General features: G+C 65.0%; 25 protein-coding genes. 8 read left to right on the top strand and 17 right to left on the bottom strand.

Going from position 1 to position 23,567, the window contains the following annotated elements; genetic code table 11:
- Positions 1–5: 5 nt before the first annotated feature.
- Positions 6–1,052: an ABC transporter ATP-binding protein gene (locus AC1DN9_RS07060; protein ID WP_478098610.1), complete on the top strand. Its 1,047-nt coding sequence runs from the start codon at positions 6–8 to the stop codon at positions 1,050–1,052.
- A complete protein-coding gene (locus AC1DN9_RS07055) occupies positions 1,049–1,720 on the top strand; it encodes an HAD family hydrolase (protein WP_478098608.1) in 672 nt (223 codons plus the stop codon). Before AC1DN9_RS07060 ends, AC1DN9_RS07055 begins: the two co-directional genes overlap by 4 nt.
- Here the strand turns inward: AC1DN9_RS07055 and AC1DN9_RS07050 are convergent.
- On the bottom strand, positions 1,666–2,334 hold the full coding sequence (locus AC1DN9_RS07050; RefSeq protein WP_478098606.1) for a lipocalin family protein: 669 nt from the start codon (positions 2,332–2,334) through the stop codon (positions 1,666–1,668). The two genes, AC1DN9_RS07055 and AC1DN9_RS07050, sit on opposite strands and share 55 nt — an antisense overlap.
- 150 nt (positions 2,335–2,484) lie before the next feature.
- Here AC1DN9_RS07050 and tal point away from each other — a divergent pair, with 150 nt between their 5' ends.
- The 3 genes from tal (at position 2,485) to AC1DN9_RS07035 (ending at position 5,426) form a co-directional block, all read left to right on the top strand.
- Positions 2,485–3,435: a transaldolase gene (gene tal / locus AC1DN9_RS07045; RefSeq protein ID WP_478098604.1), complete on the top strand. Its 951-nt coding sequence runs from the start codon at positions 2,485–2,487 to the stop codon at positions 3,433–3,435.
- Positions 3,432–4,988 carry a glucose-6-phosphate isomerase gene (gene pgi, locus AC1DN9_RS07040; protein ID WP_478098602.1) on the top strand — a complete coding sequence of 519 codons (1,557 nt, stop codon included), beginning with the start codon at positions 3,432–3,434 and terminating at the stop codon, positions 4,986–4,988. The genes tal and pgi overlap by 4 nt, the downstream gene beginning before the upstream one ends.
- Positions 4,989–5,075: 87 nt before the next feature.
- On the top strand, positions 5,076–5,426 hold the full coding sequence (locus tag AC1DN9_RS07035; protein ID WP_478098600.1) for a DUF805 domain-containing protein: 351 nt from the start codon (positions 5,076–5,078) through the stop codon (positions 5,424–5,426).
- Between the two features lie 10 nt (positions 5,427–5,436).
- Here AC1DN9_RS07035 and msrA read toward each other — a convergent pair whose 3' ends face one another.
- The 4 genes from msrA to AC1DN9_RS07015 all read right to left on the bottom strand — a co-directional run bounded on the left by msrA (position 5,437) and on the right by AC1DN9_RS07015 (position 7,968).
- Positions 5,437–6,165 carry a peptide-methionine (S)-S-oxide reductase MsrA gene (gene msrA, locus AC1DN9_RS07030; RefSeq protein WP_478098598.1) on the bottom strand — a complete coding sequence of 243 codons (729 nt, stop codon included), beginning with the start codon at positions 6,163–6,165 and terminating at the stop codon, positions 5,437–5,439.
- Positions 6,166–6,204: 39 nt separating this feature from the next.
- Positions 6,205–6,456, bottom strand: a complete 252-nt coding sequence (locus AC1DN9_RS07025; protein ID WP_478098596.1) for a pentapeptide MXKDX repeat protein — start codon at positions 6,454–6,456, stop codon at positions 6,205–6,207.
- An 88-nt stretch (positions 6,457–6,544) separates the two neighbouring features.
- A complete protein-coding gene (locus AC1DN9_RS07020) occupies positions 6,545–7,345 on the bottom strand; it encodes a molybdopterin-binding protein (protein ID WP_478098594.1) in 801 nt (266 codons plus the stop codon).
- Positions 7,342–7,968 carry a cytochrome b/b6 domain-containing protein gene (locus AC1DN9_RS07015; protein WP_478098592.1) on the bottom strand — a complete coding sequence of 209 codons (627 nt, stop codon included), beginning with the start codon at positions 7,966–7,968 and terminating at the stop codon, positions 7,342–7,344. Before AC1DN9_RS07015 ends, AC1DN9_RS07020 begins: the two co-directional genes overlap by 4 nt.
- A 98-nt stretch (positions 7,969–8,066) precedes the next feature.
- Here AC1DN9_RS07015 and AC1DN9_RS07010 point away from each other — a divergent pair, with 98 nt between their 5' ends.
- Together AC1DN9_RS07010 and AC1DN9_RS07005 are read left to right on the top strand one after the other, a co-directional pair.
- Positions 8,067–8,783 carry a response regulator transcription factor gene (locus AC1DN9_RS07010; protein ID WP_478098590.1) on the top strand — a complete coding sequence of 239 codons (717 nt, stop codon included), beginning with the start codon at positions 8,067–8,069 and terminating at the stop codon, positions 8,781–8,783.
- A complete protein-coding gene (locus AC1DN9_RS07005) occupies positions 8,780–10,246 on the top strand; it encodes a sensor histidine kinase (protein ID WP_478098588.1) in 1,467 nt (488 codons plus the stop codon). The genes AC1DN9_RS07010 and AC1DN9_RS07005 overlap by 4 nt, the downstream gene beginning before the upstream one ends.
- A 99-nt stretch (positions 10,247–10,345) precedes the next feature.
- On the opposite strand, the gene groL is transcribed toward AC1DN9_RS07005, so the two are convergent.
- The 11 genes from groL to AC1DN9_RS06950 all read right to left on the bottom strand — a co-directional run bounded on the left by groL (position 10,346) and on the right by AC1DN9_RS06950 (position 21,464).
- A complete protein-coding gene (gene groL / locus AC1DN9_RS07000; RefSeq protein WP_478098585.1) occupies positions 10,346–11,995 on the bottom strand; it encodes a chaperonin GroEL in 1,650 nt (549 codons plus the stop codon).
- A gap of 48 nt (positions 11,996–12,043) precedes the next feature.
- On the bottom strand, positions 12,044–12,334 hold the full coding sequence (gene groES / locus AC1DN9_RS06995) for a co-chaperone GroES (protein WP_093109638.1): 291 nt from the start codon (positions 12,332–12,334) through the stop codon (positions 12,044–12,046).
- Between the two features lie 188 nt (positions 12,335–12,522).
- The gene (locus AC1DN9_RS06990; RefSeq protein WP_478098583.1) at positions 12,523–12,933 is read right to left on the bottom strand and encodes an FHA domain-containing protein; all 411 of its coding nucleotides are present in this window, start codon (positions 12,931–12,933) and stop codon (positions 12,523–12,525) included.
- A 27-nt stretch (positions 12,934–12,960) separates the two neighbouring features.
- Positions 12,961–13,356, bottom strand: coding sequence for a hypothetical protein (locus AC1DN9_RS06985; RefSeq protein WP_478098581.1), 396 nt, complete (start codon positions 13,354–13,356; stop codon positions 12,961–12,963).
- 17 nt (positions 13,357–13,373) lie between these two features.
- Positions 13,374–13,535, bottom strand: a complete 162-nt coding sequence (locus AC1DN9_RS06980) for a hypothetical protein (RefSeq protein ID WP_478098579.1) — start codon at positions 13,533–13,535, stop codon at positions 13,374–13,376.
- Positions 13,536–13,668: 133 nt separating this feature from the next.
- Positions 13,669–14,061, bottom strand: coding sequence for a hypothetical protein (locus AC1DN9_RS06975; protein WP_478098577.1), 393 nt, complete (start codon positions 14,059–14,061; stop codon positions 13,669–13,671).
- Between the two features lie 70 nt (positions 14,062–14,131).
- On the bottom strand, positions 14,132–14,764 hold the full coding sequence (locus tag AC1DN9_RS06970; RefSeq protein ID WP_478098575.1) for a response regulator: 633 nt from the start codon (positions 14,762–14,764) through the stop codon (positions 14,132–14,134).
- Between the two features lie 107 nt (positions 14,765–14,871).
- Positions 14,872–16,527: a phosphoglucomutase (alpha-D-glucose-1,6-bisphosphate-dependent) gene (pgm, locus tag AC1DN9_RS06965; RefSeq protein ID WP_478098573.1), complete on the bottom strand. Its 1,656-nt coding sequence runs from the start codon at positions 16,525–16,527 to the stop codon at positions 14,872–14,874.
- A gap of 8 nt (positions 16,528–16,535) precedes the next feature.
- Entirely contained in the window at positions 16,536–18,611 is a 2,076-nt protein-coding gene (gene tkt / locus AC1DN9_RS06960) for a transketolase (protein WP_478098571.1), read from the bottom strand.
- Positions 18,612–18,631: 20 nt separating this feature from the next.
- Positions 18,632–19,666 carry a phosphogluconate dehydrogenase (NAD(+)-dependent, decarboxylating) gene (gene gnd, locus AC1DN9_RS06955; protein ID WP_478098569.1) on the bottom strand — a complete coding sequence of 345 codons (1,035 nt, stop codon included), beginning with the start codon at positions 19,664–19,666 and terminating at the stop codon, positions 18,632–18,634.
- Positions 19,667–19,772: 106 nt separating this feature from the next.
- Positions 19,773–21,464, bottom strand: a complete 1,692-nt coding sequence (locus AC1DN9_RS06950) for a phospholipase D family protein (protein WP_478098566.1) — start codon at positions 21,462–21,464, stop codon at positions 19,773–19,775.
- A 44-nt stretch (positions 21,465–21,508) separates the two neighbouring features.
- Here AC1DN9_RS06950 and AC1DN9_RS06945 point away from each other — a divergent pair, with 44 nt between their 5' ends.
- A complete protein-coding gene (locus AC1DN9_RS06945; protein ID WP_478098564.1) occupies positions 21,509–22,141 on the top strand; it encodes a phosphoribosyltransferase in 633 nt (210 codons plus the stop codon).
- A 67-nt stretch (positions 22,142–22,208) separates the two neighbouring features.
- Here the strand turns inward: AC1DN9_RS06945 and metK are convergent, their stop codons facing one another.
- Entirely contained in the window at positions 22,209–23,390 is a 1,182-nt protein-coding gene (gene metK / locus AC1DN9_RS06940) for a methionine adenosyltransferase (protein ID WP_478098562.1), read from the bottom strand.
- Positions 23,391–23,567 lie beyond the last annotated feature (177 nt).

Raw genomic sequence — 23,567 nt, 5'->3', positions numbered from 1 at the left:
ATTCCATGAGTAACGGCATCGAACTTCGCGACGTCACCAAACGCTATGGCACCGACGCGCGCGCGCCGCTTGCGGTGAAAGGCGTCAGCTTCGATGTACCCGCAGGAACGCTGACCACGATCCTCGGCCCATCCGGTTGCGGCAAGACGACCATCCTGCGCATGATCGCGGGCCTCGAGTCGCCGACTTCGGGCTCGATCTTCATGGGCAGTCGCGATGTCACGGCGCTGGGCCCGGCCGAGCGAAACGTGAGCATGATGTTCCAGAGCTACGCGTTGTTCCCTCACATGAACGTGATCGAGAACGTGAGCTACGGACTGAGGATGAGCGGCGTGCGAAAGAACGAGGCCTCGGCGCGCGCGAGAGAAATGCTCAAGGGCGTGGGGCTGGTCGGTTTCGACGACCGGATGCCCAGCGAGCTGTCAGGCGGTCAACAGCAGCGCGTGGCGCTGGCGCGCGCGCTCGTTCTGGAGCCCGCCGTGCTGCTCTTCGACGAGCCGCTGTCCAATCTCGATGCGCGATTACGCCGTGAGATGCGCGAGGAGATCCGCAACCTCCAGCAGCGCCTGAAGCTGACGGTAGCCTACGTCACGCATGACCAGAGCGAGGCGCTGGCCGTCAGCGATCAGATCATCGTGATGGACCACGGCGTGATCGCACAGCGCGGCACGCCCGAACAGCTCTACGGCCACCCCGAAAGCGAATTCGTTGCCGGCTTCATGGGCGAGGCGATGGTGTTTGCCGCGCTGGCGCAACCCGACGGGCGTGTGCAGATGGGCCCGCTGACACTGACTCCTCGACTTGCCGTGCCGCCGGGCATCGTCAAGGTCGCGGTCCGGCCCGAGGCCTGGTACATCGGGGCCGCCGTCGGACTGCCCGCGACGGTGCGCAAGGCCGCCTTCCTGGGCAATTTCTACGAATATGCTTTCGACACCGCGCTCGGCTCGGTGTTCGTCGTTTCCACCGACCTGGCGCACCCCCTGACTGCCGGCGCGGAGACGACGTTGTCCCTGACGAACCACGGCGTCTCCATCGTCCCCGCCACCCTATGACCACGAACGTTGTTTTCGATCTCGGCGCAGTGCTCCTGACCTGGGAGCCGGTCGCGCTGGTGCAGACGCAGCTTGCGCCGCATGCACCCACGGCTGAAGCGGCGCACGCGCTGGCGCGACAGATGTTCCATCACGAGGATTGGCTGGGATTCGATCGCGGCACGCATTCGCTCGACGATGCGATCGGCCGCATGGCGCTGCGGCTCTCGCTGCCCGCCGACCGGCTCAGCGACGTGCTCTCGCCCATGGGCGAAAGGCTGGAGCCGATCGCCGTCACGGTCAATCTTCTCGCGGGGCTGCGTGATCGTCGCGACGCCGGCGAGGACCTGCGCCTCTACTATCTCTCGAACATGCCCGAGCCCTACGCCCGCGTGCTCGAATACCGCCACGCCTTCTTCCGGTGGTTCGACGGCGGCATTTTTTCGGGCGACGTGAAGGTCATCAAGCCTCAGCGGGAGATCTACGACCTGCTGACCGAGCGCTACGGGCTCGCAGCGGCCGACACCACCATCTTCATCGACGATTCGCTTCCCAACGTCCTGGCCGCGCGCGAACTCGGCTGGAACGCGATCCACTGCCAGCGGCCCAGCGAGCTGCCGGCGCAGTTCGCGGCCTACCTTCCGGTCAACACGACCTTGTCGACGTCGAAGCCCAGTGTGCGGGCGTAGTCGAGTTCGGCCCCAAGCGAGAGTTCGTCGAGCACGGGGGCGCGCGACAGTACCCGGAGGCACTTGCGATCGGGCGTCCCGACCAGGGCCACCTGGTAGTCGCGGTCCAGCTTCAGGATCCAGTAGTCGCCCCACACCATGGGTAGCCACGCAAGCCAGTCGGGCGCGAAGCGCACTTCCAGCCGGCCGGCGCCCGGTTGACCGGTAACGGGCGCCACACGCGCCGAACCGACGGATTCGTCGAAGCTTCCGTCGGCGAGGATGCAGCAGTTGCGTACCTCGACGCTGCCGTCGCCGCGCAAGTTGTATTCGGCGGTTACCGGCCCCGTGCATTGCTTTTCGAACCGATTCGGCAAGCGGGCCTGTTCATGCCACAGGCCTGCGTAACGCTTGAGGTCCACCGGCGCGACCACCTGGAGCGGCGCGCGCATGAGCGGTGCGCCGTCCGGCGGCCCGGCGACCGCTTCGCCGCGCATCGTGCGAGTGGTCGTGAGCGCCAGGAGGGTCAGCGCGCCGCCGACGCAGAAGGCGGTCGCCAGGATACCGATCGACGCGCTCTGAGCGCGGTCGTCGAAGGCGGCTGGCGGCGGGGCGCGACGGGTGCGAATGGCCATGGCTGATCCTTTTGTCTGCAAGGGGGGGAGGCCACACGAAGTGGGCAAGCCTGGGGGTGTGCCATTGCCTCAAGATTAGTTACCGATGGAGCCCCGCCGCGTCAGTCGGGGACCACACGGCCTGTAGTTTTGCAGCGGGATAATGGCCTGATGAACCAACTCGATGCCCTCCGTCAATGGACCACCGTAGTAGCCGATACCGGTGATTTCCGCCAACTGGCCCAGTTCAAGCCGCGCGATGCGACGACCAATCCGTCGTTGATCCTCAAGGCGGTACAGAAGCCCGAATACCGCCCGTTGCTGGACGAGGTGGTCAAGAAGCACGACGGAATGCCGATCGACGAGGTGATCGACCGGCTGCTGGTGAGATTCGGCACCGAGATCCTCTCCATCATTCCCGGCCGCGTCTCGACCGAAGTCGACGCGCGGTTGAGCTTCGATACGAAAGCCTCCATCGCCCGCGCCGAGCGCATCGTCGCGCTCTATCGTGCGGAGGGCGTCGACGTGGAGAAGCGCGTGCTCATCAAGGTCGCCTCGACCTGGGAAGGCATCGAGGCGGCGCGCCAACTCGAGAAGAAGGGCATCCACTGCAATCTGACGCTCCTGTTCTCGTTCGCGCAGGCCGTGGCGTGCGGGGCGGCCGGGGTCCAGTTGATATCGCCGTTCGTCGGGCGCATCTACGACTGGTACAAGAAGTCGGCGGGCGGCAAGTGGGACGAGGCGGCCAACGCGGGCGCCAACGACCCGGGTGTCAAGTCGGTCCGGCAGATCTTCGACTACTACAAGAAGCACGGCATCGCGACCGAAGTGATGGGCGCCAGCTTCCGCAATGTCGGTCAGATCGCGGCGCTGGCGGGCTGCGACCTGCTCACCATCAGCCCCGAACTGCTCGGGGAACTGGCTGGCAGCGAAGCCCCGCTCGCGCACGCGCTGGACGCGGATGCGGCAAAGCGCAGCGACATCCCGAAAGTCACCTTCGATGAGCCCGCCTTCCGCTTTGCCCTGAACGAAGACGCGATGGCCACCGAAAAGCTCGCCGAAGGCATCCGCGCCTTCGCGGCAGACGCGGTGAAGCTGGAAAAACTCATGGAGACCTCATGACGCGCATTCGTGGTGATCGAACGGCCGCCTGGGCCAGGCTCCAGGCGCATTACGACGCGAACGGGAAGGGGTTCGACCTGCGTCGCGCCTTTGCTGCCGACCCAAAGCGTTTCGAGACCCTGAGCCAGTCGGCTCCCTGCGTCTTCGCCGATCTCTCCAAGAACCTGATCGACGCGCGGACCGAAGAGCTTCTTCTGGCGCTTGCGCGCGAGACGGGCCTGGAGGCGCATCGTGACGCGATGTTCGCCGGCGAGCACATCAACGCCACCGAAAACCGGGCGGTGCTTCACACCCTGCTCCGCAGGCCCGCGTCGGCGCCTCCGCCCGCCAACCTGTCTGCCGCCTTCAACGATGTGCAGACCACGTTGACGGCGATGCTCGCCTACGCCGAGTCGGTCCGTGCCGACCACACGATCACCGACGTGGTCAACATCGGGATCGGTGGCTCGGACCTCGGGCCGCAGATGGCCGTGCTGGCACTCGACGCCGACGTGGCGCCGGGCAAGCGTTTTCATTTCGTCTCGAACGTCGACGGCCATGAACTGGCTGGCGTGCTGCGAGGCCTGGCGCCCGAGCACACGCTGTTCCTGATCGCATCGAAGACCTTCACCACGGCCGAGACGATGGCGAACGCCCGATCGGCCAAGCGGTGGTTCGAACAGTCCGGCAGCGTCGACATCGCGCGCCATTTCGCGGCACTCACCACCAATGTCGAGGCGGCGCGCGAATTCGGGATCGAGACCACCTTCGGATTCTGGGACTGGGTCGGCGGGCGCTATTCGCTGTGGTCGGCGATCGGGCTGCCCATTGCATTGGCGATCGGCGCCGACGGATTCCGCAGCATGTTGGCCGGCGCGTACGCGATGGACGAGCACTTCCGCACGGCACCGCTGGTGCAAAACCTGCCGGTGCGGCTCGGCCTGCTCGACGTCTGGTACCGGAATTTCCATCGCTTCACCAGCCGCGGCATCGCGCCGTACCACAGCGCACTCAAGCGCCTGCCGGCCTATCTGCAGCAGCTCGAGATGGAGAGCAACGGCAAGCAGGTGGACATGGAGGGCAAGCCGGTGTCATTCGGCACGTCGCCCGTGCTCTGGGGCGAGCCGGGCACCAACGGGCAGCACGCCTATTTCCAGATGCTGCACCAGGGCACGGACGTCATTCCGCTGGAGTTCCTTGCCGTGCGCGACGCGGCGCACGACCTCGAAGGGCATCATCCCAAGCTGCTCGCTAACGCGCTCGCGCAGGCGCAGGCGCTCATGGTCGGCCAGAGCGACGCGGGCGGCCACAAGAACTTCCCCGGCAATCGGCCGAGCGGTTTCTTCGTGCTCGACACGCTGACGCCCGAGTCGCTCGGTGCCTTCCTGGCGCTCTACGAGCATCGCGTGTTCACCAGCGGGTCGGTCTGGGGCATCAACAGCTTCGACCAATGGGGCGTTGAGCTTGGCAAGGTCCTGGCGAAGGACATCGAACCGCGCCTGGCCTCCGGCAATGTCCAGGGGCTGGATGCTTCCACGGCCGGGCTCCTCGGGAGATTGCGCCAGGGCCCCTGACGTTCATGCCGTCATCGGCATTGACGGGCTGCTCGATATGATGGCTGCGGGGTTTTCCCGTGGGAATCAACAAAGAGGAGTCGTCAAATGAACTTTCAACAGGCCGTTCAGACCTGCTTTCGTAAGTACGTCGATTTTTCAGGTCGCGCATCGCGTCCCGAGTATTGGTGGTTCGTGCTGGCCTACTTCATCCTGGCCTTCGTCGCGGGCTTCATCCACGAGGTCGTCTACTACGTCGTGGTCCTTGCCTTCCTCCTGCCGCTGCTGGCCGCAGGCGCACGCCGCCTGCATGACATCGGCAGGTCGGCGTGGTTCCTGCTGATCGGGCTGATCCCGGTGATCGGCACCTTGGTGCTGCTGTACTTCATGGTGCAGCCGACCCAGCCTGAATCGAACCCTTACGGCCCGCCGCCCGAGCCCGTCCCTGCCGGCGCCTGAGCGCTGCTGTTCAGGCGCCCGATCCGACCAGCACTGGCTTCGCGCGATAACTGTCTGGAAACACTCGTTTCAGGTTGTCAACCTTCGGCAGATCGTTGAAGACGATGTACGGGTGGTCCGGGTTGCGCGTCATGAAGTCCTGGTGGTAGCCCTCTGCCGGATAGAAGCCCTTGAGCGTTTCCACCGTGGTGGCGATCGGCTTGCCGAAGACCTTCGCCTTGTCGAGTTGCGCGATGTAAGCCTTGGCGACGCGCGCCTGCTCGGCATTGGCCGCAAAGATCGTCGAGCGGTATTGCGTTCCGCTGTCGGGACCTTGACGGTTCAGCTCGGTCGGGTTGTGCGCCACCGAGAAATAGATCTGCAGCAGCCGTCCGTAGCTGATCTGCTGAGGGTCGTAGGTGATCTTGACCGACTCGGCGTGGCCGGTTCGGCCTGATCCGACCTCATCGTATTTGGCGGTCGAGGCCTGGCCGCCGGCGTAGCCGGAGACCGCGCTCGTGACGCCCTTGACGTGCTGGAAGACGCCCTGCACGCCCCAGAAGCAGCCGCCCGCGATCACCGCGGTTTCCGAACCGGCGCCCGGCGTTGGCGGCGCGTCTTCGGCCGGCGCCGGGATCACCACTGCCGATTCGGCAGCCAGCGAGGGAGCGACGTGCCATAGCCCGGCACCGGCGATGACCGCCAGCGCGGCCAGAACCGGGCGTCGAGACAGCCTGGGGAAGTGCGAGAGAGGGGTCATGGCGTTGCTGCTCCTTGCATGTGGCTTGGCATCGAGAGGCTACTTCTTCATTTCATCCTTGGCCATACCGTCCTTCGCCATGCCGTCCTTCGACATCGAGTCCTTCTTCATGGCGTCCTTGGACATGCCGTCCTTCGCCATGGCGTCTTTCTTCATGCCGTCCTTGGACATGCTGTCTTTTGCCATGGAGTCCTTCTTCATGCTGTCCTTGCTCATGTCGTCGGCAGCGAATGCCGAGGCGGATCCGATGGCCATGAAGGCGGCGAGGAGTGTTGCGGAGAGCTTGTTCATTTCAGTGTCCTTGTGAGTCGAAGTTTTCAACGGCGCGGTTCAAGAGAACACGGCCACTCGTTTTCAACAGCGCCGAGTCGGGATCGACTCAACTGCCGCCGAACCAGTTGTAGCCCTGGTCTTCCCAGTAGCCGCCAGGGTAGGTGTTGGTGACGAAAATCGCCCGGATGTGCTTCGGGTTCTTGTAGCCAAGCTTCGTGGGCATGCGCAGCTTCATCGGGAAGCCGTACTTCGGAGGAAGCGGCTGGCCGTCGTAAGTGAGCGTGAGCAGGGTCTGCGGATGCAGCGCCGTCGGCATGTCGATGCTGGTGTAGTAGTCGTCGGCGCACTTGAAGCCGACGTATCTGGCGCTGGTGTCGGCGCCGATCCTGCGCAGGAAATCGGCGAAAGGAACGCCGCCCCATTTGCCGATCGCGCTCCAGCCCTCGACGCAGATGTGGCGCGTGACCTGGTCCCGCTGCGGCATCGCGCGCAGCTCTGCCAATGTCCAGCTTCGCTTGTCGGCGACCAGGCCGGTGACTTCGAGCCTGTAGCCGTCCTCCGCCACTTCGCGGACCTCGTCCTCGCCGTAGTAGGCGTTGAACGGGAACGGCCGCGTGATCATCGATTCGGGATAGGTCGGCGCCAGCCGGTTCGGGTCGAACAGCCAACCCTGTGCCGCGTCGTTGAAGCGAGAGATGCGGGTGAGCGCCGCCTCGACCGTCGCGTTGTCGCTGATGCTGCAGCCGCTCAGCAGCGAAAGGCCGCCCAGCGTCAGCGAGCGCTGAAGAAAGGCGCGTCGCGCGGGTTGCTCGATGCGGCGGCCAATGAGCTTGCGTGCCTCGGCCAGCACTGCGTCGCTGTCCACGTCGGCCAGCACGGCCGGGGAGGGGCGCTTGAAGATCTTCATGCTGCTTCCTTGCCGTGGCTGCTCAGCATCGTGAGCAGCGTGCGCGGGACCAGCGTCACCATCACGAGGTGGACGGCGACGAAGGCAACCAGCGCAGCCATCGCGCAGAAGTGAATACGGCGGGCGAACTCGTACCCGCCGAGCAACTCGCGCAGGCCTGCAAACTGGACCGACTTCCAGAGCACCAGGCCCGAGAGGACGAGCACCGCGATGTCGATCATCACGAACAGGTACGCCAGGCGCTGGACGTTGTTGTAGCGCCGCGGGTCCGCGTGCGAGAGCTTGCCGCGCAACGCCGCAAGCGCGTCGTGCCAGATGCCGGCCGGCGACAGCGGGAAAAACTTGCGCCAGAGTCGCCCGCTCACCACATTGAGCACGAGATAGGTCAGCCCGTTGATCGCCAGCAGCCACATCGCGGCGAAGTGCCATTGCAGCGCGCCGCCGAGCCAACCGCCCAGCGTGATCGAGGCCGGAAACTCGAAGTCGAAAAGCGGCGAAGCGTCGTAGATGCGCCATCCACTGGTGACCAGCACCAGCACCGCAAGGGCGTTGAGCCAATGCGTGATGCGCAGCCACAGCGGGTGGATGGGTGCGTTGCCGGTTGATGAAGACTCGCGTTGCATGGGGCAGATTCTTGGGCTGACCCGATGGCCGTTTCATCACGAAGAGTTCAATTAATCGTGATAAATGCGCCGCCGATATCGCCGCACAATCCACTTTCATGGACTCCGCCAAACGCGTTCTGATCGTCGAGGACGATGCCCACATCGCCGAGCTGATGGGTATGCACCTTCAGGATGAGGGCTACGCCATCACGCATGCAGCCGATGGCGACGCCGGCTTGCGGGAGCTCGAACGCGGCAGTTGGGACGCATTGATCCTCGACCTGATGCTGCCGGGTGTCGACGGCCTGGAAATCTGCCGCCGGGCCCGTGCGATGACGCGCTACACGCCGATCATCATCACCAGCGCCCGGTCCAGCGAGGTGCATCGCATCCTGGGGCTCGAACTTGGCGCCGACGACTACCTGGCCAAGCCCTTCTCGGTCCTGGAATTGGTGGCACGGGTCAGGGCTTTGCTGCGGCGCACTGATGCGCTGGCGCGCAATGCACGGATGGAGGCAGGGCGCCTGGATATCGGCAACATCGGCATCGATCCGGTGGCGCGCGAGGTGCAGGTCGACGGCAAGCCCGTCGAGCTCACGCCGCGGGAATTCGATCTGCTGCACTTCTTCGCGCGCCATCCGGGCAAGGTGTTCTCGCGGCTTGACCTGCTCAACCATGTGTGGGGCTACCAGCACGACGGCTACGAGCACACGGTCAACACGCACATCAATCGCCTGCGCATGAAGATCGAGGCCGATCCGTCGCAGCCGCGCTGCATCCTCACGGTCTGGGGGCGCGGCTACAAGCTGGCGGCGCAGGAGGCCGGATCATGAGCCTCGGTGCCAGCCTTTCGCGCCGCATCTCCATCGTCTTCGCCGTGCTGCTGCTGGCCTGCTGCGGCGCCTCGATCTGGCTGCAGATGCACGCCAACGTCCGCTACGAGCAGGAGGTGACGCAGCGTCTTTCGCAGGGACTTGCGGCGCACATCGCTGAGAACTCGACCTTGATGGAGCGCGACGGGCTCAATTCTGCAGCCGTGACCGACTTGTTCGACAAGCTGATGGCGGTCAATCCGAGCGTCGAGGTGTACCTGCTGGGCCTCGACGGCCGCATCAAGGGACAGGCCGCGCCGCCCGGGCACCTGAAGCGCGACCGGGTCGATCTCGCTCCGATCCGGCTGCTGCTCAATGGCGCGCCGCTACCGATCGTTGGTGACGATCCGCGGGGCAACGGCGCCCGCAAGGTCTTCAGCGCGGCGCCGCTGCGCGTCGATGGCCGGGAGGTCGGCTACGTCTATGTGGTGCTGTCGGGCGAAGAGCGCGATGCGCTGCTGGCCGATGCCGCAGCGAGCAATGTGCTGCGCACGACGCTATGGTCGGTGGCGCTGGTGGCTCTGTTGGGCCTGATCGCCGGGCTCGTGGCATTTCGCCTGATCACGCGTCCGCTGCGCGAGCTGACCGGGGCGGTGCGCAAGTTCGAGAACGACGGCGTGGCGGCGCTCCAGGAGGTGGCGCCGGACTTTGAACGCGTCAGCCGGGGCCGCGACGAGATCGCGACGCTCGCCCAGGCCTTCACGCAGATGACGCAGCGTATCGCCGAGCAATGGCGCGAGCTCACGCAGCAGGATCAGCAGCGGCGCGAACTGTTCGCCAACATCTCGCACGACCTGCGCACGCCGCTGACTTCGTTGCACGGCTACCTCGAGACGCTGTTGATCAAGGCCGACACGCTCGACATCGCGGAGCGGCGCCGCTATCTCGAGATCGCGCTGGCGCAGAGCCGCAAGGTGTCGCGGCTGTCGCAGGAGCTGTTCGAACTGGCGCGGCTCGAATACGGTGTCGTCAAGCTCGAGAAGGAGCAGTTCGCACTGGCCGACCTTGTGCAGGACGTGTTCCAGAAGTTCGAGTTGGCGGCCGAAGCGCGGCAACAGCGGCTGGTGGCCGACATCGCGCCGGATCTGCCTGGCGTGACCGCCGACCTCGGCTTGATCGAGCGCGTGCTGACCAACCTGCTGGACAACGCGATCCGCCACACGCCCGCGGGCGGCGAGATCATGGTGCAGTTGCGGCAGGACAAGGCCGGCGTGCAGGTCGAGATCAGCGACACCGGTCCGGGCATTCCGAGCGAGCTGCGCACAGCAATCTTCACACGGCCGATGTTTTCCTCGACGGGTGGCCGCAGTGGCGGGCTGGGGCTGGTGATCGTCAGGCGCATCCTTCAACTGCACGGCAGCGACATCCGGCTGATGCCGCGGCTCGACAAAGGGGCCGTGTTCTCGTTTCTGCTGAGCTCATAGCGGGCCGGCGGGCAAGCGCTCCAGACGAAAAAAGCCCCGGGGCTTGCGCCGCGGGGCTTTTGGGGCTTTTGGGACTGGCTGGAAGCCGGGCCGGGGGGATTACATCCCCATGCCGCCCATGCCACCCATGCCGCCCATGTCGGGCATGCCGCCGCCGGCCGACTCTTCCTTCGGTGCGTCGGCGACCATGGCTTCGGTCGTCAGCAGGAGGGAGGCCACCGAAGCTGCGTTCTGCAGAGCGGTCCGGGTCACCTTCGTCGGGTCCAGGATGCCCAGCTCGAGCATGTCGCCGTAGCTGTCGTTGGCAGCGTTGAAGCCGTAGTTGCCCTTGCCGGCCAGAACGGCGTTCACGACCACGCTGGCTTCGCCGCCGGCGTTGTTCACGATTTCGCGCAGAGGCGCTTCGATGGCCTTGAGCACCAGCTTGATACCGGCGTCCTGGTCAACGTTGTCGCCCTTGAGCTTGTCGCCCACGGCTTGCTTGGCGCGCAGCAGGGCCACGCCACCACCGGCAACCACGCCTTCTTCCACTGCAGCGCGGGTCGCGTGCAGGGCGTCTTCGACGCGAGCCTTCTTTTCCTTCATTTCGACTTCGGTGGCAGCGCCAACCTTGATCACTGCCACGCCGCCGGCCAGCTTGGCCACGCGCTCTTGCAGCTTTTCGCGGTCGTAGTCGCTGGTCGCTTCCTCGATCTGCACGCGGACTTGCTTCACGCGGGCTTCGATGTCGGCACCAGCGCCCGAACCGTCGATGATGATGGTGTTTTCCTTGCCCACTTCGATGCGCTTGGCTTGGCCGAGGTCGGCCAGCGTCACCTTCTCGAGGGTCAGGCCCACTTCTTCGGCGATGACCTTGCCGCCCGTCAGGATGGCGATGTCTTCGAGCATGGCCTTGCGGCGGTCGCCGAAGCCAGGTGCCTTGACGGCCACGACCTTCAGGATGCCGCGGATCGTGTTCACGACCAGCGTCGCCAGGGCTTCGCCTTCGACTTCTTCGGCAATGATCAGCAGCGGACGGCCGGCCTTGGCCACTTGCTCCAGCGTGGGCAGCAGGTCGCGGATGTTGCTGATCTTCTTGTCGAACAGCAGCACGAACGGGTTGTCCAGGATCGCGCTTTGCTTTTCGGGGTTGTTGATGAAGTAGGGCGACAGGTAGCCGCGGTCGAACTGCATGCCTTCGACGACGTCGAGTTCGCTGTCGAGCGACTTGCCGTCTTCCACGGTGATCACGCCTTCCTTGCCGACCTTGTCCATCGCGTCAGCGATGAGCTTGCCGATGGTTTCGTCGCTGTTGGCCGAGATCGAGCCGACTTGCGCGATTTCCTTCGAGGTCGTGGTGGCCTTCGAAGCCTTCTTCAGCTCTTCGACCAGGGCCGTCACGGCCTTGTCGATGCCGCGCTTCAGGTCCATCGGGTTGATGCCTGCGGCCACGTACTTGAAGCCTTCGCGAACGATGGCTTGGGCCAGCACGGTCGCGGTGGTGGTGCCGTCACCGGCGTTGTCCGAAGTCTTGGAAGCCACTTCCTTCACGAGCTGGGCGCCCATGTTCTGGAGCTTGTCCTTGAGTTCGATTTCCTTGGCGACCGACACGCCGTCCTTGGTCACGGTGGGGGCGCCGAAGGAGCGCTCGAGCACCACGTTGCGGCCCTTGGGGCCCAGGGTCACTTTGACTGCGTTGGCGAGGATGTTTACACCTTCGACCATGCGCGCGCGGGCTTCGCCGCCGAAGACTACGTCTTTTGCTGCCATGAGATTTCTCCGAGATTCAGTTGGATGAGGGGATGAAGGGGCGAGTGATTACTTCTCGACGACTGCGAACAGGTCGTCTTCCTTCATGACCAGCAGTTCGTCGCCATCGACCTTGACGGTCTGGCCGCTGTACTTGCCGAACAGGACGCGGTCGCCGACCTTGACGCTCATCGCGCCGAGTTCGCCCTTGTCGTTCTTCTTGCCAGGACCGACAGCCAGAACTTCACCCTGGTCGGGCTTTTCTGCGGCGTTGTCGGGGATCACGATGCCCGAGGCGGTCTTGGTTTCGCTTTCAATGCGCTTGACGATCACGCGATCGTGCAAAGGACGAAGTTTCATTGCATCTCCTGATAAGAAACGGGGTTTGGTCCGGGAGCCGGCGACGGGCCGGCTCCGCATCGTTTGAGAGCCGGTGTTGTTAGCACTCAACTTCAACGAGTGCTAATGATAAGGGCGTTTTGCACGGTTTCAAGGCCGGGCCGTGCTGGATCGACGGTCGGCTCACCTGCCTTGAGGCAGATCAATGATCAGGGTTTACCCCTGATTGTCGTGGTGACGCCGGGCGCGCCAGGCACATTTTCGCGGTCGAGGTCGACCAGCAGGCGCGGGATCGTGGGTACCCGTTCAGCCTCGACCTTGCTGAACTCCTGGTCGCCGGCGACGAAGCGGATTTCGTAGTCGCCAAGCCTGATCGTGTCGTCGTGGACCAGCATCTGGGTTTCGATGCGATCGCCGTTCACGAATGTGCCGTTGCGGCTGCCGAGGTCCGTGATCGTGACGAAGGCGGGTTCGACCGTGACGACGGCATGCACGCGACTCGCCTGGAGCGAGTCGACGACGATGCTGTTCTGCGGGCCCCGACCGATCGTGTTGTCATTCGGCCCAAGCGAAACCAGCCTCTTTTCGCCAGAGGCCGTCGTCATGATCAGTTGCGGCATGTCGCGGAGTATGTGTCGTTTTGGCCGTCAATGGGGACTGCGGTGTCGTGGCCGCTTGAGATAGGCGTCCCGCACGATCAGCGCCATCGTCTCGACGGGCGTGAAGACAAGCGAAGCGCCGGCGAACACGGCAAAGCAGAAGTCCCCGAGTTGAAACACCGGTGCCGGATTCGGCTGAGCCAGGAATCGGCTGAGGACGACTGCATGGATCACGAAGAGAAAGAAGTTGGTCGCGACGGCCACCATCAGCAGCCGGCTTCGGAACATCGCCGAGCAGATGAGCGCCTGCAAGGTGGCAACGGCGAGCAACGCCATGCCCATGGGATAGCCCGCCGCATACGCCTCGAGACCGAGCGCCGCGAGGATGAGCGAGGCCGCCGCGAGGAGCGACGACTTGCGCCGCACGCCCGCTATGGCGGCCATCGGCCGCGTGGACGGCATCAGCGACGCGGCGTGCCGCCGAGCGCGTCGCTGGACCGGCCGAGCTGGAGCCTGACTTCACGCGCGAGATCGGAGTTGTTCCAAGGGCCGGCATGATTCATCAGCCATCCGCACATCAACACCACTCCCAGCACGCCGAAGGTGTAGAGGTCAGTTTCCATGGTCTGCTTCCCTGACAGTTCCGATGGCCCCAGTCTGCGACCTCATGGCCGGGATGGGTATCGGCCAATCGGCAGGTGTTGCCGATCCGGGACGTACTGCTTTCGGCATCGTTGGCTGACAGCGCGTCGTGGTCTACCTTGCGACCTGCGTGCCTTTGCGGTGCGTTCCAAGCATCTTGGCGCGGTCTTTCTCGATCTGCCTGAGCCGATCCAGCTGCGCCGGGCAATCGGCCTGCGTTGCGACCAGGACAACCGGGTTCCGGCGCAAGGCGGTGACGTTCTTCTCGACTTGGACCGGATCGCGGTGCTTGACGACCAGGCCGGCGGCGACGGCGGCCTTCGACTGCTTGTAGAACCCCTTCTCGAAGAGCGGCGTTCCGCAGCGCGCGGCGACCACGCGGTCGTCAGCTTCCTGTTGCTCGATGGACAGTGGGGAAACATCGACGGCTGGCTGGGCCGCAGCCGGCCACGAAGCGCCGATGGACACCACTGAAAAGCATGCAACGAAGACGGAACGCACTCTCATGGGAACCTCGCATTCGCGCGGTACGCGAATGCAGGATAAGAGTGCGTTTCGGCTCGACAGTTGCGAGTCGTCAACTGATCAACTGATTTTTCAGCGCGTAGTAGGTCAGGTCGCTGTTGGACGAGAGATTCATCTTCTCCATCAGGCGGCTGCGATAGGTGCTCACCGTCTTGACCGACAGCGAGAGATGCTCCGCGATGCTGCCCGCCGTCTCGCCGGTGGCGAGCTTCAGGAACACCTGGAACTCCCGTTCGGACAATTGCTCGTGCGGTGCGACGTCGTTGTTTCGATCGAGCTGGCGCGCCAGCAGTTCGGCCACGCCGGGCGTGATGTAGCGGCGCCCGAGCGAGATGATGCGGATCGCCTCGACGATCTCCATCGGATCGCATTCCTTGTTCAGGTAGCCGCTGGCGCCCTGACGGATGAGGTTCATCGCGTAGTGTTCTTCGGGGTAGCCGCTCAGGATCAGGATGCCGGTGTCGGGTGCCTTGGCGCGAACCATCGCAATGGCGTCGATGCCGCTCTGGCCGGGCATGGAGAGGTCCATGACCAGCACGTCGATCTCGGTGGAGCGCACCAGGTCGATGGCTTCGCGGCCGCTGGCCGCCTCACCGACGACGCGCAGGTCCACGTGCTGCGAGAAAAAGTCGCGAAGACCCGAACGCACGATGGCATGGTCGTCCACGATTCCAATCTTGATCATCTGATGCCCCTCGGTTGATGGCATGAAGAGAATGCCCTCGAAGGCCCTTCGATCGCGTCTGCATCCGCGCCGACAGCGCGTAGGAGAGACGCGACGATTTCAGAAGGTCAGGACGCGGGCGCGATCGCTGCATCGACGATGGTCTGTGCCTCGCCGAAGATGCGTTGCAAGTGATCCGCGCCGCGGAAACTCTCGCCGTAGATCTTGTAGATGTTCTCGGTCCCCGAAGGCCGCGCGGCGAACCATCCGCCTTCCGAGATGACCTTGATGCCGCCGATCGCCGCGCCATTGCCGGGGGCGTGACTCAGCACGCTCACGATTCTGTCTCCGGCGAGCTCGGTGGCGCGCAGTTGCTGCGGCGACAGTGCGGCCAGTTGCTTCTTCTGCGGGACCGTGGCGGGCGCGTCGATCCGATCGCCGACGGGGTGATCGAATTCCTTGGCGAGATCGGCGTACAGCGCGCCAGGGTCGCGGCCCGTGCGCGCAGTGATCTCCGCCGACAAGAGCGCCGCTGTGATGCCGTCTTTATCCGTCGTCCAGACCGAGCCGTCCCGGCGCAGGAAGGTGGCGCCGGCGCTTTCCTCGCCGACGAAGCCGAGCGACCCGTCCAGCAGGCCGTCCACGAACCACTTGAATCCGACCGGCACTTCGTACAGGCGGCGGCCGAGCCTCGCGGCCAAACGATCGATGAGTTGGGTCGAAACGACCGTCTTGCCCACGGCAGCGCCGGCGGGCCACTGCGGGCGATGCTGGAACAGGTAGTCGATGGCGACCGACAGATAGTGGTTCGGCGCAAGCAGGCCCGCAGTGCGGGTCACGATGCCGTGACGATCGTGATCGGTATCGCAGGCGAACCCCACATCGAAGCGGTCCTTCATGTCGAGCAGCCGCTGCATGGCGTACGGCGACGAGGGATCCATGCGAATCTGCCCGTCCCAGTCGAGTGTCATGAAGCCGAAGCGTGGGTCGACCACCTCGCTGACGACCGTGAGATCGATCTTGTACCGGTCTGCGATGGCAGCCCAGTAGTTGACACCGGCGCCGCCGAGCGGATCGACGCCCATGCGGACCTTGGCGGCGCGGATGGCGTCCATGTCGATGACGTTGCCGAGGTCTCCCACATAGGCGTCGAGAAAATCGTGGCGGCGTGTCGTCGACGCCCGCAACGCGGCCCCGTGCGGGATCCGCTTCACGCCATCGAGCCGCCGTTCGAGATAGCGGTTGGCTGCGGCTTCCATCCACCCCGTGATGTCCTGGGCGGCCGGCCCGCCGTTGGGCGGGTTGTACTTGAAGCCGCCGTCGCGTGGCGGGTTGTGCGAGGGCGTGACGACGATGCCGTCGGCCAGGCCGTCCTGCCGGCCGCGGTTGTGGGTGAGGATCGCGTGCGATACGGCGGGCGTCGGCGTGAACTCGTCTTTCGCTGCGATCATCACGTCGACGCCGTTGGCCGCGAGTACTTCGAGCGCGCTTTCGCCGGCCGGCCGCGAGAGCGCGTGGGTGTCGATGCCGAGGAAGAGCGGCCCGTCGATACCCTGGGTCTTCCGGTAGTCGCAGATAGCCTGCGTGATCGCGAGCACATGCCATTCGTTGAACGAGTGCTCGAGCGCCGTACCGCGATGGCCCGAGGTGCCGAAGGCGACACGCTGCGCCGGGACGGACGGGTCCGGAACGTTATCGTGGTAGGCCGCAATGAGTCCGTCGACGTCGATCAGCGACGCCTCGGGCGCCGGCTTGCCGGCAAGGGGACTGATACGTGTTGCCATGAGGAACCTCACGCCTTGGGCGGCGCACGCCTTGCCAGCTGCGCCTTGGCAGCAGCGACGACATGCGCGGCGTCGAAACCGAAATGGGCCTCGGCCACCTTCCCCGGCGCCGAGAGCCCGAAGGAACGCATGCCGAGGATCGCGCCGCCGCGGCCCACGTAACGTTCCCAGCCCAACGGTGAGGCCTCTTCGACGCAGACGCGCGCCGTGACGGCGGGTGGCAGCACGCCATCGCGGTATTCATCGCTCTGCTGTTCGAAGAGATCCCACGACGGCATGCTGACGACGCGCGCTGCGATCCCCTCGGCCTTCAATTGCTCGTAGGCGTCGATGCACAGCCTGACCTCGCTGCCGGTGGCAAGCAGCAGCACCTCCGGTCGCCCGTCGGGGGCGTCGGCGAGCACGTAAGCACCCCGGGCGACGCCGCTGGCGCTGGCGTACTTGCTCCGGTCGAACGTGGGCACTGCCTGGCGCGACAGCACGAGGCTCGCGGGACGATCGACGAGGTGCATCACGATTCGCCAAGCTTCCACGACTTCGTTCGCGTCCGCCGGGCGCAGCAACACCATGTCGGGCATGGCACGGAAAGAGGCGAGCTGTTCGACCGGTTGGTGCGTCGGTCCGTCTTCGCCCATGCTGATCGAGTCGTGCGTCCAGACGTAGATGACGGGGATGCCCATCATCGCGCTGAGCCGCACGGCGCCGCGGCAATAGTCGGTGAAGATGAAAAAGGTCGATGCAAACGCGCGCAACTTCGACAGCGTCATGCCGCTCGCCGCAGCGCACATCGCGTGTTCGCGAACGCCGAAATGGAAGTTGCGGCCACGGTGGCCGGCGCTGTCGAACTCGCCCGCGCCTTCGAAGCCGAGCGAGGTCTTGGTCGAGGGTGACAGGTCGGCAGCGCCGCCGAGCAGCCACGGCAGGCGCTTCGCAATCGCGTTCAACACCTTGCCTGACGAGTCGCGCGTGGCCATGCCCTTGGCGTCAGCGGGGAAGGAAGGCAGTTCGCTGTCCCACCCGTCAGGCAATTCGTGGCGCTGCATCTGGTCGATCTGCGCCGCGAGATTGGCGTGTTCTGCGCGGTATGCGGCGAAGCGTTTGTTCCATGCCTCGTGCGCACTCGCGCCGCGCTGGCCGAACTGCGCCTCGAAGTGGACCCGCACGCCTTCGGGGACGGCGAACTGCGCGTCTGGGTCGAAGCCGTAGAACTGCTTGGCCAGCCGCACCTCGTCGGGACCGAGCGCCTCGCCGTGTGCTTCCTTGGTGTCCTGCTTGTTCGGCGAACCGTAGCCGATGTGGCTGCGGACGATGATGAGCGTCGGCCTGTCCTGCGTTGCGTTGAATGCCTGGAGGTTCTGGGTCAGTGCTTCGAGGTCGTTCGCGTCCGCAACGCGAAGAACCTTCCACCCATAGGCCTCGAAGCGGGCGCCGACGTTCTCGTCGAAGGTGATCGAGGTCGAGCCTTCGATGCTGATGTGGTTGTCGTCGTAGATCCAACAGAGATTCGCGAGCTTCAGGTGGCCCGCGAGCGATGCGGCTTCGGCGCTCACGCCTTCCATCATGTCGCCGTCGCCGCATAGCGCGTAGACCTTGTAGTCGAACAGCGTGTGGCCCGGCCGGTTGTAGGTGCCTGCCAGCCATTGCTGCGCGATCGCCATGCCCACGCTGGTGGCAACGCCTTGGCCGAGCGGCCCCGTGGTGGTCTCCACGCCTGAGGTCCAGGCGTATTCGGGATGGCCGGTGCAACGGCTGCCGGCCTGGCGAAAGGTCTGCAGGTCTTCCATCGTCACGGCGAGGCGTTCAGCGCCCTCGTAGTGCGGACCCGTGCCCTTCACGCCGCACAGATACAGCATGCTGTAGAGCAGCGCCGAAGCGTGCCCGACCGACAGCACGAAGCGGTCGCGGTTCGGCCAATCGGGGTCGTTCGGATCGAAGCGCAGGAAGCGTTGCCAAAGGCAGTAGGCGGTGGGCGCTGCGCCCATCGGGGTGCCCGGATGACCCGAGTTGGCTTTCTGCACCGCATCGATGGAAAGGGTGCGCAGTGTATTGATGCACAGCAGGTCGAGTCGTTCGGCTTCCGTCATATCGCATCGTCTCCGGAGGGTCAGCCTTGGCCCTTCGGCGGGGGCTCGGGCTTTTCCGCATGTCCGCCGAACTGGTGTCGCAATGCCGACAGGACGCGGTTCGAATAATCCGCCTCGCCGCGCGAACTGAAGCGCGCGTAGAGCGCGGCGCTCAGCACCGGCGCCGGCACGCCTTCGTCGATTGCCGCCTGGACGGTCCAGCGGCCTTCGCCGGAGTCGGAAACGCGCCCCTGGAAGGTCTCCAGCGCGGGATCGGCCACGAGCGCCGCGGCGGTCAGGTCGAGCAGCCACGAACTGATGACGCTGCCCCGGCGCCAGAGTTCGGTGATCTCCGACAGGTTCATGTCGTATTGATAAAGCTCGGGCTCGCGCAGGGGCGTGGTCTCGGCGTCGACATCGTGCGAGTGCTTGCCGATGCCGGCGCCACGCAGGATGTTCAGGCCTTCTGCATACGCCGCCATGAGTCCGTACTCGATGCCGTTGTGGACCATCTTGACGAAATGGCCCGCACCGTGCGGACCGCAATGCAGATAGCCCTGGTCGGCGGTTCCGCTGCCGGGCGCACGGCCCGGTGTCGGCTTCAAATCGCCGGCGCCGGGGGCCAGCGTCGCGAACAGAGGCGAAAGGTGCTGGACGATGTCCGCCTCGCCGCCGATCATCAGGCAGTACCCGCGATCGAATCCGGCGACGCCGCCGCTGGTGCCGACATCGACATAGTGCAGCCCTGAAGCGCGCAACGACGCTGCGCGGCGAATGTCATCACGGTAGTAGGAGTTACCGCCGTCGATGACGATGTCACCGGCATCCAGCAACGGTGTGAGGCTTGCCAGCGCCGAATCGACGACCGCAGCCGGCACCATCAGCCAGATCGCACGCGGCTTTGCGAGCTTGGCAACGAAGTCCTGGAGCGAGGCCGCGCCGATCGCCCCCTGCGCGGCGAGCCGCTCGATCGAGGCCGGTGCGTTGTCGTGCACGACACATTCATGGCCTCCGCGCATCAGGCGGCTCGTCATGTTGGCGCCCATGCGTCCGAGTCCGATCATGCCGATTTGCATCGTGTTGCTCCTGCCTGTTCGATGGGGTTGGGGTTCGCGACTGGCGATCATCTTCCCGGGCACGGCAAATGTCGAGCGCGGCCCTGTAGGCGAACTGCGCCTTCTTTCAGAGGAGATCGGTGGGCACGAACCAGGAGAACAGCAGCAGCTTCAGCTTGACCAGCGCGTTGGCGTCGGGCTCCCTGTCCAGGACGATGTTCTCGCCATCGGTCGTGACCCACTGGATCGTGTCCGTCCCTTGCTTCAGCCTGACTTCGTAGACGCTTTCGACGTTGTCGACCTGGAAAGCATCGAGCAACCGGTGTGTCACTTCGTAGCTCTCCATGCGCACGCCGAGCTCGGTGTTGATGTAGGCCGAGCGCGGATCGAAGTTGAGCGAGCCGATGAGCGCCCATTCGCGGTCGATCAGCGCGAGCTTGGCGTGGAGGGCGCCACGCGACTGGCGAAAGACCTTGCGCAAGTTGAGGCTTCGCTTGATTTGTTCCGAACTCACTTCGTACAGCGTGACGCCGAGCTTGAGCATCTCGACGCGAAAGCGGTTGTAGTTGATGTTGACGAGCGGCTCGTCGGTGTCGGCCAGCGAATTGGTTGCGACGGTGATCCGGATGCCGCGTGCGCGCAGTCTTGCGATGTGGTCCATGCCCGCGTCGCCTGGTAGGAAATAGGGCGTGATGATGTTGATCTCCGACTTGGCCTCATCGAACAGGACGCGCATTCGCTCGGCAACGGTCGGTGGGCGGTTCTGGTGGAGTTCCTCGTCATCTTCCGGCAGGAGCGCCTTGTTGGGGGAATCCGCGACGGCATTGGCGCGCGTCGGAATCAGTTCCAGCGTGCCCTGCGCGAGCGCAGCGCTCACCGGTGGATCGCCGAACATGTCGGCTTCGGGGGGCGCGGAAGGCGGCGGCGCCTGCGTCGTTGAAGTCAAGTCATCGAACAGGGCGCGCGCTGCCTCCGGCGATTCGGAGGGCCGCACGATGTCGTGCAGCGAATAGACCACCTCGCTGTTCCAGTAGTTGTCGAAGATGTTCTCGAGTTCGGTCACGACGGCCCCGGCGAGCAGCACGTCGAGATCGATGAAGTTGGCGCCGGCGCTGCGCAGGAAATATTCGTCGGCGAGGTTTCGTCCACCGGCGATCGCGATGGCGCCGTCCACGACGAAGAGCTTGTTGTGCATCCGGTGATTGAGCCGACGAAAGTCGGCCGCGAAGTTCAACCAGCGGGTCGCGCTGTGGTCCCGACCTACGGCAAAGGGATTGAACAGCCTGATCTCGACATTCGGGTAGGCGGCCAGGCCCAGCAGCATCGGATCGAGCTTGGCAGTGTAGAAGTCGTCGAGCAGGAGTCGGACGCGCACGCCACGCCGGGCTGCGTCGCGTAATTCGCGAAGGATCAGCTTGCCGGTCTTGTCATTGCCGAGCAGGTAGTACTGCAGGTCGAGTGAGGTCTGGGCATGCCGGATGAGCGCAAGACGCGCATCCAGCGCAAAGGCGGCCTGCGGCATCACCCGTGCGCCGGACATGCCATCGGGCTCGGCATGGAAGCCGGCAGTCAGCTTGCCCAGCTCCGTGGCCGGCGAGAAGCTGACGGCGGGCTCGTACGACGTCGCCGTACGTGACGGCAAGTTGGCGCATGCCGAGATCAGGCAGACGAGCGCGATCGCGAAGCAACGAAGTGCAGAGGCAAGCAATACGCAAGGTTTCGACATGAGCCGCCGGATGGAACTGACGGGCGGATCGTAGCCGCGCTCGTGAATCCTGGCGACGTAACCGGCGCCCGGGCGCAACTGGACGTTGGGCATGAGTGGGGCGTATCGTTTCTGAATTCCTGCTCCAGGGGGTGCGGATGGAATTCAAGGATCGACGCGATGCCGGCCGCGCGCTCGCCAAGGCGCTCGACGCCTGGCGCGGGCGGCCCGATGTGCGAGTTTTGGCGCTGCCGCGCGGCGGTGTGCCCGTCGCCTGGGAGGTGGCACAAGCGCTCGGCGTGCCGCTCGACGTGCTGGTCGTGCGCAAGCTCGGCTTTCCTGGCCAGGAAGAGTTGGCGATGGGTGCGATCGCCCCGGGCGGTGTCCGTGTCATGGGAGAGTTGAGTGACGCCTGGCCGGTGTCGGAGCGGGCGCTCGAGGCCGTGGTCGCACGCGAACAGGCCGAGCTGGCGCGGCGTGAGCAGCTCTATCGCAGCGGCCGCCCTCCGCTCGATCTGGCAGGGCGTGTGCTGATCCTGGTCGACGACGGCCTGGCGACGGGTGCCACCATGCGCGCGGCCGTGATGGCGGCCCGCGTGGGAAAGCCGCAGCGCATCATCGTGGCGGTACCGGTGGCGTCGTCCGAGGCCGTCCAGAGCGTGAGTGCGCTGGCCGACGAGGTGGTGTGCGTCTTCACGCCCGAGCACTTTCGTGCGGTGGGCCTCTGGTATCAGGATTTCGCGCAAACGAGCGACGAAGAAGTCGGCCGATTGCTGGCCGGCAACCCCTGAAAAATAAAAAAAGGCCTGCGGACGCTTGAAACGTCCACAGGCCTCGATCAGTGCTTCGCCGAGCGTGTCAGAGACCGGCTGCGGCGCGAAGGGCTGCGGCCTGCGAGGTGCTCTCCCACGTGAATTCGGGCTCTTCACGGCCGAAGTGGCCGTAGGCCGCGGTCTTGCCGTAGATCGGGCGCAGCAGGTCGAGCATCTGGATGATGCCCTTGGGACGCAGGTCGAAATGCTCTTGCACCAGCGCCGCGATCTTCTCGTCGGAAATCAAGCCCGTGCCTTCGGTGTAGACGGTCACGTTCATCGGCTTTGCCACGCCGATCGCATAGGCGACCTGGATCTGGCACTGGCGCGCGAGGCCGGCGGCCACGATGTTCTTGGCCACGTAGCGTGCGGCGTAGGCGGCCGAGCGGTCCACCTTGCTCGGGTCCTTGCCCGAGAACGCGCCACCGCCGTGCGGGCAAGCACCACCATACGTGTCGACGATGATCTTGCGGCCGGTCAGACCGCAATCGCCCTGCGGGCCGCCGATGACGAACCGGCCGGTCGGGTTGATCAGGTAGCGCGTTTCCTTGAGCCACTCCTTGGGCAGCACGGGCTTGATGATTTCCTCGATGACGGCCTCGACGAACGAGGGCTTCATCTTGGTCGCGGTCTCGCTCTGGTCGGGATGGTGCTGCGTGGAGAGCACGACGGTGTCGATGCTGTGCGGCTTGCCGTCGACATAACGCATCGTCACCTGGCTCTTGGCGTCGGGACGCAGGAAGGGCAGGCGACCGTCCTTGCGCAACTGGGCCTGTCGTTCGACCAGGCGGTGCGCGTAGTAGATGGGCGCGGGCATCAGCTCGGGCGTTTCGTCGCAGGCGTAGCCGAACATCAGGCCCTGGTCGCCGGCGCCGGTGTTGAGGTGGTCGTCGCTCGCGTGGTCCACGCCCTGCGCGATGTCGTTGGACTGCTTGTCATAGCAGACCATCACGGCGCAGCCCTTGTAGTCGATGCCGTAGTCGGTGTTGTCGTAGCCGATGCGCTTGATGGTGTCGCGCGCCACCTGGATGTAGTCGACGTGCGCGTTGGTCGTGATCTCGCCGGCGAGCACCACGAGCCCGGTGTTGGTCAGCGTCTCGGCGGCGACGCGCGAGCGTGGGTCCTGGGCAAAGATCGCGTCGAGGATCGCGTCGGAAATCTGGTCGGCCACCTTGTCGGGGTGACCCTCGGAAACCGATTCGGAAGTAAAGAGAAAGTCGTTCGCCATTTCGATGAAACTCCATGCTGGTCGGTTGGCGCGTTGCCAACCCTATTGGAGCCTTGGCGAACGCTTTAGCAGTGTTGTTTAACGTCGCCCTGCAAGTAGTTCCATAACTCAGCGACAATTTGCATTCTATTCGAGCCGCGCTGTACGCTGCGCGCGCGTCATGGTTTCACCCCCCTG

This window comes from Variovorax sp. 05L425 (genome assembly GCF_056397705.1).
This window is presented reverse-complemented; position numbering and strand designations above follow the sequence as displayed.

Coding starts and splice junctions, on each gene's coding strand:
- groL (WP_478098585.1), bottom strand. CDS start 11,995: ATGGCAGCAAAAGACGTAGTCTTCGGCGGCGAAGCCCGCGCGCGCATG.
- AC1DN9_RS06950 (WP_478098566.1), bottom strand. CDS start 21,464: ATGCCCAACGTCCAGTTGCGCCCGGGCGCCGGTTACGTCGCCAGGATT.
- AC1DN9_RS07050 (WP_478098606.1), bottom strand. CDS start 2,334: ATGGCCATTCGCACCCGTCGCGCCCCGCCGCCAGCCGCCTTCGACGAC.
- AC1DN9_RS07015 (WP_478098592.1), bottom strand. CDS start 7,968: ATGCAACGCGAGTCTTCATCAACCGGCAACGCACCCATCCACCCGCTG.
- AC1DN9_RS06990 (WP_478098583.1), bottom strand. CDS start 12,933: ATGCCGCAACTGATCATGACGACGGCCTCTGGCGAAAAGAGGCTGGTT.
- AC1DN9_RS06970 (WP_478098575.1), bottom strand. CDS start 14,764: ATGATCAAGATTGGAATCGTGGACGACCATGCCATCGTGCGTTCGGGT.
- AC1DN9_RS07005 (WP_478098588.1), top strand. CDS start 8,780: ATGAGCCTCGGTGCCAGCCTTTCGCGCCGCATCTCCATCGTCTTCGCC.
- AC1DN9_RS06985 (WP_478098581.1), bottom strand. CDS start 13,356: ATGGCCGCCATAGCGGGCGTGCGGCGCAAGTCGTCGCTCCTCGCGGCG.
- AC1DN9_RS07025 (WP_478098596.1), bottom strand. CDS start 6,456: ATGAACAAGCTCTCCGCAACACTCCTCGCCGCCTTCATGGCCATCGGA.
- pgi (WP_478098602.1), top strand. CDS start 3,432: ATGACGCGCATTCGTGGTGATCGAACGGCCGCCTGGGCCAGGCTCCAG.
- AC1DN9_RS06975 (WP_478098577.1), bottom strand. CDS start 14,061: ATGAGAGTGCGTTCCGTCTTCGTTGCATGCTTTTCAGTGGTGTCCATC.
- gnd (WP_478098569.1), bottom strand. CDS start 19,666: ATGCAAATCGGCATGATCGGACTCGGACGCATGGGCGCCAACATGACG.
- tal (WP_478098604.1), top strand. CDS start 2,485: ATGAACCAACTCGATGCCCTCCGTCAATGGACCACCGTAGTAGCCGAT.
- AC1DN9_RS07035 (WP_478098600.1), top strand. CDS start 5,076: ATGAACTTTCAACAGGCCGTTCAGACCTGCTTTCGTAAGTACGTCGAT.
- msrA (WP_478098598.1), bottom strand. CDS start 6,165: ATGACCCCTCTCTCGCACTTCCCCAGGCTGTCTCGACGCCCGGTTCTG.
- tkt (WP_478098571.1), bottom strand. CDS start 18,611: ATGACGGAAGCCGAACGACTCGACCTGCTGTGCATCAATACACTGCGC.
- pgm (WP_478098573.1), bottom strand. CDS start 16,527: ATGGCAACACGTATCAGTCCCCTTGCCGGCAAGCCGGCGCCCGAGGCG.
- AC1DN9_RS07060 (WP_478098610.1), top strand. CDS start 6: ATGAGTAACGGCATCGAACTTCGCGACGTCACCAAACGCTATGGCACC.
- AC1DN9_RS07020 (WP_478098594.1), bottom strand. CDS start 7,345: ATGAAGATCTTCAAGCGCCCCTCCCCGGCCGTGCTGGCCGACGTGGAC.
- AC1DN9_RS07010 (WP_478098590.1), top strand. CDS start 8,067: ATGGACTCCGCCAAACGCGTTCTGATCGTCGAGGACGATGCCCACATC.
- AC1DN9_RS06980 (WP_478098579.1), bottom strand. CDS start 13,535: ATGGAAACTGACCTCTACACCTTCGGCGTGCTGGGAGTGGTGTTGATG.
- groES (WP_093109638.1), bottom strand. CDS start 12,334: ATGAAACTTCGTCCTTTGCACGATCGCGTGATCGTCAAGCGCATTGAA.
- AC1DN9_RS06945 (WP_478098564.1), top strand. CDS start 21,509: ATGGAATTCAAGGATCGACGCGATGCCGGCCGCGCGCTCGCCAAGGCG.
- metK (WP_478098562.1), bottom strand. CDS start 23,390: ATGGCGAACGACTTTCTCTTTACTTCCGAATCGGTTTCCGAGGGTCAC.
- AC1DN9_RS07055 (WP_478098608.1), top strand. CDS start 1,049: ATGACCACGAACGTTGTTTTCGATCTCGGCGCAGTGCTCCTGACCTGG.